Raw genomic sequence first — 12,935 nt, 5'->3', positions numbered from 1 at the left:
CGCCGTCAACCGTGGGTGGTGGCGGCCGAGGCGGTGGTCGGCTCGGTGGGCGCCGCGGGCGGGGCGGCGGGCGTCGGGCGGCGGCGGATGGAGATCGACAGCGCCGCGGCCACGAGGCACAGGGCGCCGGCGCCGAACCAGGCCAGGTCGTAGGAGCCGGTGACGTCGCGGACCACCCCGCCGCCGAACGCGGCCACCGCCGACCCCACCTGGTGCGAGGCGAACACCCAGCCGAACACGACCGGCGCCCGCGCGCCGAAGTGCTCGCGACACAGCGCCAGGGTCGGCGGCACGGTGGCCACCCAGTCCAGCCCGTAGAAGACGATGAACGCGATCATGCTGACGTGCAGGTCCGGCCCGAACAGGGGCGGCAGCAGGAACAGCGAGAACCCGCGCAGCGCGTAGTAGGCCAGCAGCAGCACCCGCGGGTCGGTGCGGTCGGTGAGCCAGCCGGACAGCACGGTACCGGCGATGTCGAAGACCCCGACGACGGCGAGCAGCGACGCCGCCGTCGTCACCGGCATGCCGTGGTCGTGCGCGGCCGGGATGAAGTGCGGCTGCACCAGCCCGTTGGTCGAGGCGCCACAGATGAAGAAGCCCGCGGCGAGCAGCCAGAACGGCCGGGTGCGCGCGGCGTCGAGCAGCCCGCGGACGGCGGTGCGCGCGGCACCGGTGCGCACCGGCTCCGGGTCGTCGGCGGCGGTCCCGCCGTAGGGGACGGCGCCGACGTCGCGCGGGCGGTCGCGCAGCAGCCAGGCCACCAGCGGGACGACGGCGAGCGCGGCGGCCGTGGTGCCCAGCGACGCCGCGCGCCAGCCGCCGCCGGTCTGCGCGACCGCCGCGACCACCGGCAGGAACACCAGCTGCCCGGTGGCGCCGCCGGCGGTGAGGATCCCCGAGACCAGCCCGCGGCGGGCCACGAACCAGCGGCCGGTCACCGTGGCCACCAGGGACAGCGCCATCGAGCCGGTGCCCAGCCCGACCGCGAACCCCCACAGCAGCACCAGCTGCCAGCTCGCCGTCATGAACACGGTCAGCCCGCTGCCGAGCGCGGTGAGCAGCAGCGCGCCGACGACGACCCGGCGGATGCCGAGCCGCTCCATGAGCGCCGCGGCGAACGGCGCGGTCAGCCCGTACAGCGCCATGTTCACCGCGACGGCGGCCGAGATGGTCGAGACCGACCAGCCGAACTCCTCGCGCAGCGGGTCGATGAGCACCCCGGGCACCGCGCGGAAGGCCGCGGCCCCGACCAGCGCCAGGAAGGTCACCGCGGCCACCCACCAGGCGGGGTGGACACGGCGGGCGTGCGGCGGCGCGGCGGTGGTCACGAGCGGAGAGCATGACCGACGGCCCGGTTCCCGGGCCAGTGGCCCGGCGGCCAACACGTGCAAGGATCCGGCCATGACATCCGGCCCGGCCCCGGCCCTGCACGAGGTGGTCGTGGTCGCCGTCGACCGCGTCGTCGGCTTCGAGCTCGGACTGCCCTACCGCCTGCTCGGGCTGGCCGAGGACGCGCACGGCCGGCCCCTCTACCGGGTGCGGGTGGCCACGCTCGACGGGCGGCCGGTCCGCACGGCCGACGGCTTCTCGGTGCTGCCCGACCACGACGGGTCGGTGCTCGCGGAGGCGGACACCGTCGTCGTCCCGGGGATCATGGGCGGCCCGGCCGTCGTCGAGGGCCGGATCCCCGGCGAACTGCGCGACGCCCTGCGCGAGGCGGCCGGCCGGGCGCGGATGGTGTCGATCTGCACCGGCTCCTCGGTGCTCGCCGCGGCCGGCCTGCTCGACGGGCGGCCGGCCGCCACGCACTGGCGCGACGTCGAGCACTTCCGCCGCAACTTCCCCGCCGTCCGGCTCGACCCCGACGTCCTGTTCGTCGACGACGGCGACGTGCTCACCTCCGCCGGCGTGGCCGCGGGCATCGACCTGCTGCTGCACCTGGTGCGGCGCGACCACGGCAGCGAGGTGGCCAACCGGGTCGCGCGGCGCAACGTCGTCGCGCCGTGGCGGGAGGGCGGGCAGTCGCAGTTCGTCGAGCGGCCGCTGCCCGAGGCCGGCGACGCCGGGACCGCGCCCACCCGCGCCTGGGCGCTCGAGCGCCTGGGCGAGCCGCTGAGCCTCGCCGACCTCGCCGCGCACGCGCGGATGAGCGTGCGCACCTTCACCCGGCGGTTCCGCGAGGAGACCGGGGTGTCGCCGCAGCGGTGGCTCGCCGGGCAGCGGATCGCGCTGGCCCGCCGGCTGCTGGAGTCCACCGACGTCCCCGTCGACCGGGTCGCCGCCGACGCCGGCTTCGGCACGCCGGCGTCGCTGCGCGCCCACCTGCGCGCCGCGATCGGGGTCTCGCCCGGCGCCTACCGCCGCACCTACCGCGGGGCCGGCCGCACGGCGGTGTGACGCGCGACTCCCCCGCCCACGGCAGGATCGGCCCCCGCGTCTGGTTGAGTGGGGCATACCGGCGCCGCCCTCGCTCATCCGGAGCTGCAGGACTCGACGTCGGGCTGGTGCAGCGCCACGGAGGCGCGCCCGGCTGTCCGACGTCGCCCACGGCGCGACCCGCCCCGCAGACGGGGCCGGCGTGCGCCCGCGTGCGGTGGCCGAGGACGGCGACCCGAGTACCACCGAGGAACCCATGACCTCCCCGCAGTCCCCCACGCCCGCCGGCACGTCCCGGCCCCGCCGCCGTCGCGGCGGCCGCGGTCGCGGCGCCGGCAGCACCGCCCCCGCCACCACGGTGCCGGCCACCACCGAGACGGCCCCGGAGCCGCAGGAGATCCCGGCCGGCGACGTCGCCACCGTGCTCCCCACCGACGCCACCTTCGCCGAGCTCGGCGTGCCCGCCCCGCTGGTCGAGGTGCTCACCGCCAGCGGCATCACCGCGCCGTTCCCCATCCAGGTCGCGACGCTGCCCGACTCCCTCGCCGGCCGCGACGTGCTCGGCCGCGGCCGCACCGGCTCGGGCAAGACCATCGCCTTCAGCCTGCCGCTGGTGGCCCGCCTGGCCGCCTCGACCACCAGGCGGCAGCCGCGCAGGCCGCGGGCCCTGGTCCTGGTGCCGACCCGCGAGCTGGCCAACCAGGTGATGGCCACCGTCGAGCCGCTGGCCACGGCGCTCGGCCTGCGCGCCACCACCGTCTTCGGCGGCGTCGGGCAGAACCCGCAGGTGCAGGCGCTGGCCGCCGGTGTCGACGTCGTCGTCGCCTGCCCCGGCCGGCTCGAGGACCTCATCGGCCAGGGCCACGCCGACCTGTCCGCCGTCGAGGTGACCGTGCTCGACGAGGCCGACCACATGGCCGACCTCGGCTTCCTGCCCGGCGTCAAGCGGCTGCTGGACCGCACCCCGCAGGGCGGCCAGCGGCTGCTGTTCTCCGCCACGCTGGACAACGGCGTCGACGTGCTGGTCAAGCGCTACCTGTCGCAGCCGGTCACGCACTCGGTGGACCCCGCCGTCGCGCCGGTCGCCACCATGACCCACCACGTGTTCCAGGTCAGCGCCGCCGACAAGGCCGAGGTCGTGCGCCAGCTCGCCTCGGGCCTCGGCCGCAGCGTGCTGTTCACCCGGACCAAGCACCAGGCCAAGAAGCTGGCCAGGCAGCTGACCGCGGCCGGCATCCCCGCCGTCGACCTGCACGGCAACCTCAGCCAGAACGCCCGCGAGCGCAACCTCGAGGCGTTCAGCACCGGCGGCACCCGGGTGCTCTGCGCGACCGACATCGCCGCGCGCGGCATCCACGTCGACGACGTCGCGCTGGTCGTGCACGTCGACCCGCCGACCGAGCACAAGGCCTACCTGCACCGCTCCGGCCGCACCGCCCGCGCCGGCGCCGGCGGCACGGTCGTGACGCTGTCCACCCCGGACCAGAACGGCGAGGTGCGCACGCTCACCCGCCAGGCCGGCATCACCCCGGTCGTGAGCCAGGTGCGCCCCGGTGCGGAGCAGATCACCGCGCTCACCGGCCCCGCCGCGCCGCACGTCGAGCCCGCCCCGGCCCCGGTTCCCCAGCCGCAGGGCCAGGGCGGCGGCCGGCGCCGGCGCTCCGCCGGGGGCTCCGCTGCCAGCCCGGCGGCGCCCGCCAAGGCGGCCGGCAAGGCGACCGGCAGCCGCGGACAGGCCCGCAGCCCGCAGGGCCCGGCCCGCACGCGCGCGGAGCTCGCCGCCCGCGCCGGGACCCACTCGGCGGCGTCGTTCAGCGGCCGCTCGCGGCGCGGGGGTCGCTGACCCGGGGGTGTCACGCCGGGGACGGTCGGGAAGAGTCGTCCCGACCGTCCCCGACGACCCTGCGAGGTGCCCGATGGCCCTGCCCATCACCCTGTCCGAGATCGGCCCCCGGATCTCGGCCGGCGCGTTCATCCTCAACAGCGGGCTGGGCAAGCGCGGCGCCGACGAGCAGACCGCCGCCGGCCTGCACGGCTTCGCCTCCGGCACGTACCCGTTCCTCAAGGACGTCCAGCCGCGGCAGTTCGTCCAGGCGCTGTCGACGGCGGAGATCGCGGTCGGCGCGGCGCTGCTGACGCCGTTCGTGCCCACCGCACTGGCCGGCGCGCTGCTCACCGGGTTCGCCGGCGGCCTGCTCGGCCTCTACCTGCGCACGCCCGGCATGCGCAAGGAGGGCAGCCTGGCCCCGACCGAGCAGGGCCTCACCGTCGCCAAGGACGTGTGGCTGCTCGGCATCGGCGTCGGCCTGCTGACCCGGGGCACCGTGGACCGCGGCTCCCGCCGCGTGCAGCGGGCCGCGAAGACCCTGGCCAAGGCCAACGCGCGGGTGTCGAAGGCCGAGCGCCGGGCCGAGCGGAAGGCCGCCCGCGCCGCCTGAGCCCTCACTCCCCCGGCAGGAACACCGTCCCGACCAGCCGACGGCGGCGCCCCTCGCGCGGGGCGTTCTCCAGGCGCGCGCGGAGCGCGGCGCGCACGTCGTCGAGCAGGCCGGCGAACTCCTCGTCGTCCAGCCACAGCCCGGTCATCCGGTAGCCCACGCCGTCCCGGGCGGGATCGAGCCCGTCCGGGGCGGCGGCACCGGCGTCGACCCAGCGGTCGAAGTCCGCGAGCAGCGCCGCGACGAAGGTGCCGAAGGCGCGGCGGTGCTGCTCGGGCGTCATGCCCGCCGCCTCCTCCGGCCCGACGGAGGCCGCGGCGGTCACCAGCCGGTAGGTGCGCTCGGTGCTGCCCCGCACCCGGCGCTCCCCCACGACCTCCAGCACGCCGGCCTCGGCGAGCACGCCGACGTGCCGGTAGAGGGTGGCCACCGGGACGTCGGGCAGCTCGGCGTGCAGCTCGCCGGTGGTCAGGCTCCGGTCGCCCAGCAGGGCCTGCACGACGCGCAGGCGCACCGGGTGGAGCAGCAGGTCCGCAGACGCCACGCGCTCGACCTCTCTCATGATTGACAACGGTCTCACTGTTGGGAATGATCATGCCATGGCGACCGTGACGACGACATCCCAGACCCTGCGGATCACCCTCACCCCGGCCGAGAAGGTGCTCGGCCTGCTGCGCGACCTCGAGGTCCCGCTGACCGCGGTGCGCGCGGCCGAGGTCGTCCCCGACGGGCTGGCCGCCGCCCGCGGCCTGCGCGCCCCCGGGCTCGGCGTGCCCGGCGTGCGCAAGATCGGCACCTGGCGCCGGCGGGGCGGGAAGTCGTTCGTGAGCGTCCGGCGCGGGGCGGCCGTGCGCCTGGAGCTGACCGGTCAGCGCGTCGACACCGTCCTGGTGACCGTCGACGACGCGCCCGCCGTCGTCGCGGCGCTGTCGGGGACCCCGCGATGAGCCTCCGCGAGGTGCCGGTGACCGTGCCCGGCGAGCCCCCGCTGGCCGGCACGCTCACCCTCCCCGACGCGCCAGGCCCGGTGCCGGCGGTGCTGCTGGCCCCCGGCTCGGGACCGGTCGACCGCGACTCGGACCACCGGCGCGCCCGGTTCGGCGTCACCCGCGAGCTGGCGCACGCGCTGGCCGAGGGCGGCCTGGCCTCGCTGCGGTACGACAAGCGCGGCGTCGGGGCCAGCGGCGGCGGGGACTGGCGGCGCGCGGGGCTCACCGACAACGCCGACGACCTGGCCCGGGCCCGGGACGCGCTGGCCGCCCGTCCGGAGGTGGACCCCGGCCGGATCGTGCTGGCCGGCCACAGCGAGGGCGCGCTGCTCGCCGCGGCGGTCGCCGCCCGGGGCGTCCCGGTGGCCGGGGTGGTCCTGCTCGCCGGCTCCGCGACGCCCGGCGACGCGCTGCTCCGCTGGCAGGCGCGCCGGATCGCCCCGATGCTGCCCGCGCCGGTCCGCGGCCTGTTGCGGCTGCTGCGCACCGACCTGGAGAAGCGGGTGGCCGCCAACCACGCGCGGATCCGGGCGACGACCACCGACGTCGCGCGGATCGACGGCGCCCGGGTCAACGCGCGCTGGACCCGGGAGTTCCTCGACCACGACCCGCGCACCGACCTCGCCCGGCTGACCGTGCCGGTGCTCGCGGTGACCGGCGGCAAGGACGTGCAGGTGCCCGCGGCGGACCTGGAGACGATCGCGGGGACGGTCCGCGGGCCGGTGGAGACGCTGCGGGTCCCCGACCTCACCCACACGCTGCGCCGGCAGCCGGGGCCGGCGTCGCTGCGCGCCTACCGCGGGGAGCTGCGCCGCCCCGTCGACGCCGAGGTGCTCGGCGCCGTCGTCCGCTGGTGCCGCCAGGTGACCGGCCTGGAGCGCGTGCCCGCCTGAGACGCCGGAGGGCCGGGCACCCGATCGGGTGCCCGGCCCTCCTGGGGTCGCCTAGTTGCCGCTGGAGAAGGCCGCGTCGAACGCCGCGGCCGGCGGGTCGAACGCCAGCCGGCGGACGAACGCGAGCGCCTCGGGGGCGCCGACCAGGCGGTCCATGCCGGCGTCCTCCCACTCCACCGAGATCGGCCCGTCGTAGCCGATCGTGTTGAGCATCCGGAAGCAGGCCTCCCACGGGACGTCGCCGTGCCCGGTGGAGACGAAGTCCCAGCCGCGCCGCGGGTCGGCCCACGGCAGGTGCGAGCCCATCCGGCCGTTGCGGCCGTTGCCCACCTGGCGCTTCGCGTCCTTGCAGTCGACGTGGTAGATCCGGTCCTTGAAGTCCCAGATGAACGAGACCGGGTCCAGGTCCTGCCACACGAAGTGGCTGGGGTCCCAGTTGAGGCCGAAGGCCTCGCGGTGGCCGATCGCCTCGAGGGTGCGGACCGTCGTCCAGTAGTCGTAGGCGATCTCCGACGGGTGCACCTCGTGGGCGAACCGGACGCCGACCTCGTCGAAGACGTCGAGGATCGGGTTCCAGCGGGCGGCGAAGTCGGCGTAGCCGTCCTCGATCATCGAGGCCGGGGCCGGCGGGAACATCGCCACGGCCTTCCAGATCTTCGACCCGGTGAACCCGACGACGGTCTCCACGCCGAGCTTCGCCGCCGCGCGGGCGGTGAGCTTCATCTCCTCGGCGGCGCGCTGCCGCACGCCCTCGGGGTCGCCGTCGCCCCAGACGCGCTTGTTGACGATGTCGCGGTGCCGCTCGTCGATCGGGTCGTCGCAGACGGCCTGGCCGTTGAGGTGGTTGGAGATGGCCCAGACCTTCAGGCCGTACTTGTCGAGCAGCGCGAGCCGCTCCTCCACGTAGGAGTCGTCGTTCGCGGCGCGCTCGACGTCGAGGTGGTCGCCCCAGCAGGCGATCTCCAGGCCGTCGTAGCCCCACTCGGACGCCAGCCGGGCCACCTCCTCGAACGGCAGGTCGGCCCACTGGCCGGTGAACAGGGTGACGGGACGGGGCATGGCGGGGGTGTCCTCTCGGGTCAGGCGGGGACGGGGGTCCACACGGAGTCGGCCGCGGCGCTGCGCTCGACGGCCTCGAGCACCCGCTGCACCTGCAGGCCGTCGGCGAAGGACGGCGTGGGGTCCTCCTGCTTGGCGATGGCGGTGAGCAGGTCGACGACCTGGTGGGTGAAGCCGTGCTCGTAGCCCAGCCCGTGCCCGGCCGGCCACCAGGCCGACACGTAGGGGTGCCCGGGCTCGGTCACGAGGATGCGGCGGAAGCCCGCCACCTCGGCCGGCTCGCTGCCGTCGAACAGCTGCAGGACGTTCATGTCCTCGAAGTCGAAGGCCAGGCTGCCGGCGGAGCCGTTGACCTCGATGCGGATGGCGTTCTTGCGGCCCAGGGCGAACCGGGTCGCCTCGAAGGTGGCCACCGCGCCGCCGGAGAACCGGCCGAGGAACACCGCGGTGTCGTCGACGGTGACCTGGCCGGTGCCCTCCCCCGCGACGCCGGACAGCGACCCGGCCGCGGCGGGCAGCGGGCGCTCCTTGACGAACGTCTCGAGCAGGGCGCTGACGCCGGTGACCGTCTCCCCGGTGATGTACTGCGTGAGGTCGACGATGTGCGCGCCGATGTCGCCGAGCGCCCCCGAGCCGGCCTTGTCCTTCTCCAGCCGCCACGACATCGGCGCCGACGGGTCGGCGATCCAGTCCTGCAGGTACTGGGCGCGCACGTGGCGCACCTGGCCGATCCGGCCCTCCGCGACCAGCTGCCGGGCCAGCCCGATCGCCGGCACCCGGCGGTAGGTGAACCCGACCATCGAGCGGACGCCGCGGGCGGCGGCGCGCTCGGCGGCCTCGGTCATGGCCTCGGCCTCGGCGACGGAGTTGGCCAGCGGCTTCTCGCACAGGACGTGCTTGCCGGCCTCCAGCGCCGCGATGGCGATCTCGGCGTGGGTGTCGCCGGGGGTGCAGACGTCGACCAGGCCGACGTCGTCGCGCTCGAGGACCCGCCGCCAGTCGGTCTCCACCGAGGCCCAGCCCAGGCGGGCGGCGGCGTCGGTGGCCCGCTCCCGGTCCCGGCCCGCCAGCACGGTGAGCTCGGGGCGCAGCGGGAGGTCGAAGAAGTGGGGGGCGGTGCGCCAGGCCTGCGAGTGCGCCGCGCCCATGAAGGCGTGTCCGATGAGGCCCACCCCGAGGGTCGGCCGGTCAGGTGAGGTCATGGGGACTCCCGGAGTGGGGCGGGGCCGCCGGCGTGCACCGGCGGCCCCGCCCGGGTGGATCAGGACTCGAAGGCGGCGTCGATGTACTGGTCGACGTTCTCCGCGGTGACGACCGGCGCGTTGAGCACGGTCCGCCGCGGGACGCCCTGTGAGGTCAGGTCCGACAGGCTCTTGTCCTGCGCGACGAGCCGGGCCAGCTTGATGCCGTCGGCGGCCTGCGTGTGCGGGTAGATGACCGTCGCCTGGAGGACGGAGTTGCCCTCCTGGATCGCCCGCATCGCGTTGGCCGAGCCGGCACCGCCGACCATGAAGAACTCGTCGCGGCCGGCGTTCTCGATGGCGGCCAGGACGCCGACGCCTTGGTCGTCGTCGTGGTTCCAGATGGCGTCGATCTGCGGCGCGGCCTGGAGCAGGTTGGCCGCGGCCTCCTCGCCGCCCTCGACGGTGAAGTCGGCGGCGACGCGGTTGTCGACGTTGAGCCCGCACTCCGACAGCGCGTCGGCGAAGCCCTGGCTGCGGTCCTGGGTCAGCGGCAGCGAGTCGATGCCGGCGATCTCCGCGACGACGGCGTCGGGGTTGTCGCCCAGCTGCTCGCAGATGTAGGTGCCGGCCGAGACGCCCATGCCGTAGTTGTCGCCGAGGACCGTCGACCGGGCGGCGAACGGGCTGTCGAACTCGCGGTCGACGTTGATGACCGGGATGCCGGCCTCCATCGCCTGCAGCGCGACCGGGGTCATCGCCGCGCCGTCGAAGGGCAGCAGCACGATGGCGTCGACGCCGTCGTTGATGAACGTCTCCACCTGGCTGATCTGGGTGCTGACGTCGTTGGTGCCCTCCGCGACCACCAACTCCACGTCCTCGTAGTTCTCGGCCTCGGCGCGGGCGGCCTCCGTGATGCCGGCCATCCAGCCGTGGTCGGCGGCCGGCGCCGAGAAGCCGATGGTGACGGTGTCGCCGGCCTCGTCGTTGTCGCTGGCGGCCTGGTTGCCCCCGCCGCCGCCGCCCGACTCCTCCGGCGTGTTGCTCGTGCAGCCGGCCACGAGCACGCCCGCGCTGAGCAGGGCGACCGTGGCGTACGGCAGGCGGCGGAACGGACGCTGTCTCGTTGCAGACATGCTCTCTCCTCGGGTGTCGCCTCCTCTCCGGAGGCGCTGGGCTGCCACCGGACGGGAGTCCGGTGGGTGGTGCGGTCCGGCGCGCGGGCTCGCGCGCCGGGAGTCAGAGGGTCTTGCCGCTCGCGGCCGGGCGGGTGCCGCCCGGGCCGCCCTCGGCGGCCGAGCCGCCGGAGACCGCCCCGGCCGGGCCGCCCGCGGCGGGCAGGCCGCCGGACGGCGGTCCCGCGGTGGGCCGGCGGAAGCTGAACCCGCCGGTGGCCAGCCGCTGCTGCAGCAGGACGGCGAGGATGATGATCACGCCGCGGGCCACGGCCTGCGCCGAGCTCGACAGGTTGTTGAGCGTGAAGACGTTGCCGAGCGTCGTGAAGATGAGGACGCCGAGGACGGTGCCGACGATCGTCCCGCGCCCGCCGATGAGCAGCGTGCCGCCGATGACGACCGCGGCGATGGCGTCGAGCTCGTAGAGCGTGCCGTGGGTCGAGCTGCCCGTCGTCGTCCGCGCCATGATCATCACCGCGGCGATGCCGCAGGTGATGCCGGAGAGCACGTAGAGCTTGACGGTGTGCCGCTGCACCCGGATGCCCGCGAGGCGGGCGGCCTCGGCGTTGCCGCCGACGGCGAAGGTGCGCCGGCCGAACGTGGTCCGGTTGAGCAGCACCCACCCGGCGACCGCGACCAGCGCGAAGATGATCACCAGGGTCGGGACGCCGAGCACGTCACCGGAGAAGAAGGACAGGAAGTCGCTGTCCCGCACGATCTGGGTGCGCCGGTTGGCGATGATCTCGGCCAGGCCGCGCGCGGCGGCGAGCATCGCGAGGGTGGCGATGAAGGCCGCGAGCTTGCCGTAGGCGATGACCACACCGTTGACCAGCCCGGCCACCGCGCCGACGACCAGCGCGGTGAAGACCATGACGATCCAGTGGAAGTCCTCGGCCATCTGCTGGGTGGCCAGCGTCGTGGCCCACACCGACGCCAGCGCCACCAGCGCGCCGACCGACAGGTCGATGCCGCCGCCGATGATCACGAACGTCATGCCGACGCTGACCACACCGATGACCGAGGCCAGCCGCAGGATGGTCAGGATGTTGTCGACGTCGGCGAAGCGGTCCCCCGCCGTGATGACGCCGACCACGCACAGGACCACCAGCGCGACGACCAGGCCCAGGTTGCGGCCGACCGGTCCGCTCATGAACCCGCCACCCGACCGGTTCCGGCCGGCGTCCTTGCCGGAGCCCGCGGTCACCGCGGTGCTGCCCTCACTCATGCCCTGCCCACTCATGCGACGTCCCCTTCGTGCACCGGGACGCCGTGCGTCGACGTCCCCTCCATGACCAGGTCGAGCACGCGGTGCTCGTCGAGGGCCGAGGCGGGCTCCTCCGCCAGCACCCGGCCCTCCGCGACGACGAGGACCCGGTCGGCCAGACCGAGCACCTCCGGGATCTCGCTGGAGACGACGACCACGGCGACGCCGCGGTCGGCGAGGTCGCGCACCAGCGCGTAGATCTCCGAGCGCGCCCCGACGTCGACGCCGCGGGTGGGCTCGTCGAGCAGCAGCACCCGGCAGTCGCGCAGCAGCCAGCGGGCGAGCACGACCTTCTGCTGGTTGCCGCCGGAGAGGGTGCGCACCTCGCGGGTCTCGTCGGCCGGGCGCACGTCGAGCGACTTCACCTGCTCGCGGGCGGCCTCGCGCTCGGCGGCGCCGGACAGGAAGCCGCCCCTGGCGAAGCGCGCCAGGCTGGAGATGCTGATGTTGCGGGCGACGGACTCGCCGAGCAGCAGCGCCTGGCTCTTGCGCTCCTCGGGCGCGAGCCCGACCCCCGCGGCCACCGCGGCGCCGACGTCGCCGTGCCGCAGCCGGCGCCCGTCCACGCGGACGCTGCCGCCGGTGGCGCGCCGGGCGCCGTAGACGGTCTCGAGGATCTCGGACCGGCCCGAGCCGACCAGCCCGGCCAGCCCGACGATCTCGCCCGGGCGCACGGTGAAGGAGACGTGGGAGAACGAGCCGTGCAGCGACAGGTCCTCGACCTCTAGCACCGGCTCGGCGGTGGGCGCGGGGCGGTGGTGCCGCTCGGGGAAGACGTACTCGATGTCCCGGCCGGTCATCAGCGTGATGACCTCGCGGGTCGGCGTCTCGCGGGCCGGCAGCCCGGTGGCGACGGTCCTGCCGTCCTTGAGGACGGTGATCCGGTCGCCGATCTCGCGGATCTCCTCCAGCCGGTGGGAGATGTAGACGACGGCGACGTCGTGCGCGGTGAGGTCGCGGATGACCGTGAACAGCCGCTCGACCTCCTCGTTGTCGAGGACCGCCGAGGGCTCGTCCATGATGATCAGCCGCGCGTCCTGGGACAGCGCCCGCGCGATGCTCACCATCTGCTGGGAGGCCGCGGGCAGCGAGCCGACCTCGGCGGCCGGCCGGATCTCGGGGTGGCCGAGCCGGGTGAGCAGCTCCCCCGCCCGCCGGTTGAGCTCGCGCGGCCGCACGAAGCCCATCTGGGCCTGCTCCCGGCCGAGGAAGACGTTGTCGGCGACGGTGAGCCCGGCGACGAGGTCGAGCTCCTGGTAGATCGTCGCGATGCCCAGCCCGAGCGCGGCCTGCGGCGTGGACAGCCGGACCTGCTCGCCGCGCCACCAGATGGCGCCCTCGTCGGGCTGGTGGGCGCCGGCGAGGACCTTGATCAGGGTCGACTTGCCGGCGCCGTTCTGGCCGAGGAGGCAGTGCACCTCCCCCGCGCGGACGTCGAGGTCCACGCCCCCGAGCGCACGGACGCCCGGGAAGGTCTTGACGATGCCGTGCATCTCCAGCAGCGGCGCCCCTGCCGGTGGCATGGCCTCACCTCGGACTTCTGCTCAACGCTGACCATTA

Annotated in this window: 12 protein-coding genes; 5 read left to right on the top strand and 7 right to left on the bottom strand. The window is 75.3% G+C overall.

Annotated features, from left to right (window positions below; all coding sequences use genetic code 11):
- Nucleotides 1-5: 5 nt before the first annotated feature.
- Entirely contained in the window at nt 6-1,328 is a 1,323-nt protein-coding gene (locus ACI8AR_RS07910) for an MFS transporter (RefSeq protein WP_457050516.1), read from the bottom strand.
- Nucleotides 1,329-1,401: 73 nt separating this feature from the next.
- On the opposite strand from ACI8AR_RS07910, the gene ACI8AR_RS07905 reads away from it, so the two are divergent.
- The 3 genes from ACI8AR_RS07905 (at nt 1,402) to ACI8AR_RS07895 (ending at nt 4,814) form a co-directional block, all read left to right on the top strand.
- Entirely contained in the window at nt 1,402-2,397 is a 996-nt protein-coding gene (locus ACI8AR_RS07905; RefSeq protein WP_457050515.1) for a GlxA family transcriptional regulator, read from the top strand.
- Nucleotides 2,398-2,632: 235 nt separating this feature from the next.
- Entirely contained in the window at nt 2,633-4,219 is a 1,587-nt protein-coding gene (locus ACI8AR_RS07900; RefSeq protein ID WP_457050514.1) for a DEAD/DEAH box helicase, read from the top strand.
- Between the two features lie 73 nt (nt 4,220-4,292).
- A complete protein-coding gene (locus tag ACI8AR_RS07895) occupies nt 4,293-4,814 on the top strand; it encodes a hypothetical protein (protein ID WP_457050513.1) in 522 nt (173 codons plus the stop codon).
- A 4-nt stretch (nt 4,815-4,818) separates the two neighbouring features.
- Here ACI8AR_RS07895 and ACI8AR_RS07890 read toward each other — a convergent pair whose 3' ends face one another.
- On the bottom strand, nt 4,819-5,358 hold the full coding sequence (locus ACI8AR_RS07890; RefSeq protein ID WP_457050512.1) for a helix-turn-helix domain-containing protein: 540 nt from the start codon (nt 5,356-5,358) through the stop codon (nt 4,819-4,821).
- 64 nt (nt 5,359-5,422) lie between these two features.
- On the opposite strand from ACI8AR_RS07890, the gene ACI8AR_RS07885 reads away from it, so the two are divergent.
- Both ACI8AR_RS07885 and ACI8AR_RS07880 read left to right on the top strand, forming a co-directional pair.
- Nucleotides 5,423-5,761, top strand: coding sequence for a hypothetical protein (locus tag ACI8AR_RS07885; RefSeq protein WP_457050511.1), 339 nt, complete (start codon nt 5,423-5,425; stop codon nt 5,759-5,761).
- Nucleotides 5,758-6,696: an alpha/beta hydrolase family protein gene (locus ACI8AR_RS07880; protein ID WP_457050510.1), complete on the top strand. Its 939-nt coding sequence runs from the start codon at nt 5,758-5,760 to the stop codon at nt 6,694-6,696. The genes ACI8AR_RS07885 and ACI8AR_RS07880 overlap by 4 nt, the downstream gene beginning before the upstream one ends.
- A gap of 51 nt (nt 6,697-6,747) precedes the next feature.
- On the opposite strand, the gene ACI8AR_RS07875 is transcribed toward ACI8AR_RS07880, so the two are convergent.
- The 5 genes from ACI8AR_RS07875 to ACI8AR_RS07855 all read right to left on the bottom strand — a co-directional run bounded on the left by ACI8AR_RS07875 (nt 6,748) and on the right by ACI8AR_RS07855 (nt 12,898).
- Nucleotides 6,748-7,755: a sugar phosphate isomerase/epimerase family protein gene (locus ACI8AR_RS07875; RefSeq protein ID WP_456937304.1), complete on the bottom strand. Its 1,008-nt coding sequence runs from the start codon at nt 7,753-7,755 to the stop codon at nt 6,748-6,750.
- Nucleotides 7,756-7,775: 20 nt separating this feature from the next.
- Complete coding sequence (locus ACI8AR_RS07870; RefSeq protein ID WP_457050509.1) at nt 7,776-8,957, bottom strand: Gfo/Idh/MocA family protein; 1,182 nt, start codon at nt 8,955-8,957, stop codon at nt 7,776-7,778.
- A 59-nt stretch (nt 8,958-9,016) separates the two neighbouring features.
- On the bottom strand, nt 9,017-10,072 hold the full coding sequence (locus tag ACI8AR_RS07865) for a substrate-binding domain-containing protein (RefSeq protein ID WP_457050508.1): 1,056 nt from the start codon (nt 10,070-10,072) through the stop codon (nt 9,017-9,019).
- 103 nt (nt 10,073-10,175) lie between these two features.
- Nucleotides 10,176-11,336, bottom strand: a complete 1,161-nt coding sequence (locus tag ACI8AR_RS07860) for an ABC transporter permease (RefSeq protein WP_457050507.1) — start codon at nt 11,334-11,336, stop codon at nt 10,176-10,178.
- A gap of 11 nt (nt 11,337-11,347) precedes the next feature.
- A complete protein-coding gene (locus tag ACI8AR_RS07855; protein ID WP_457050506.1) occupies nt 11,348-12,898 on the bottom strand; it encodes a sugar ABC transporter ATP-binding protein in 1,551 nt (516 codons plus the stop codon).
- Nucleotides 12,899-12,935 lie beyond the last annotated feature (37 nt).

The sequence above is a fragment of the Geodermatophilus sp. SYSU D01036 genome, from assembly GCF_054050435.1.
The sequence above is the reverse complement of the archived record's forward strand: the minus strand, read 5'-3'. Positions and strand labels throughout refer to the sequence as shown.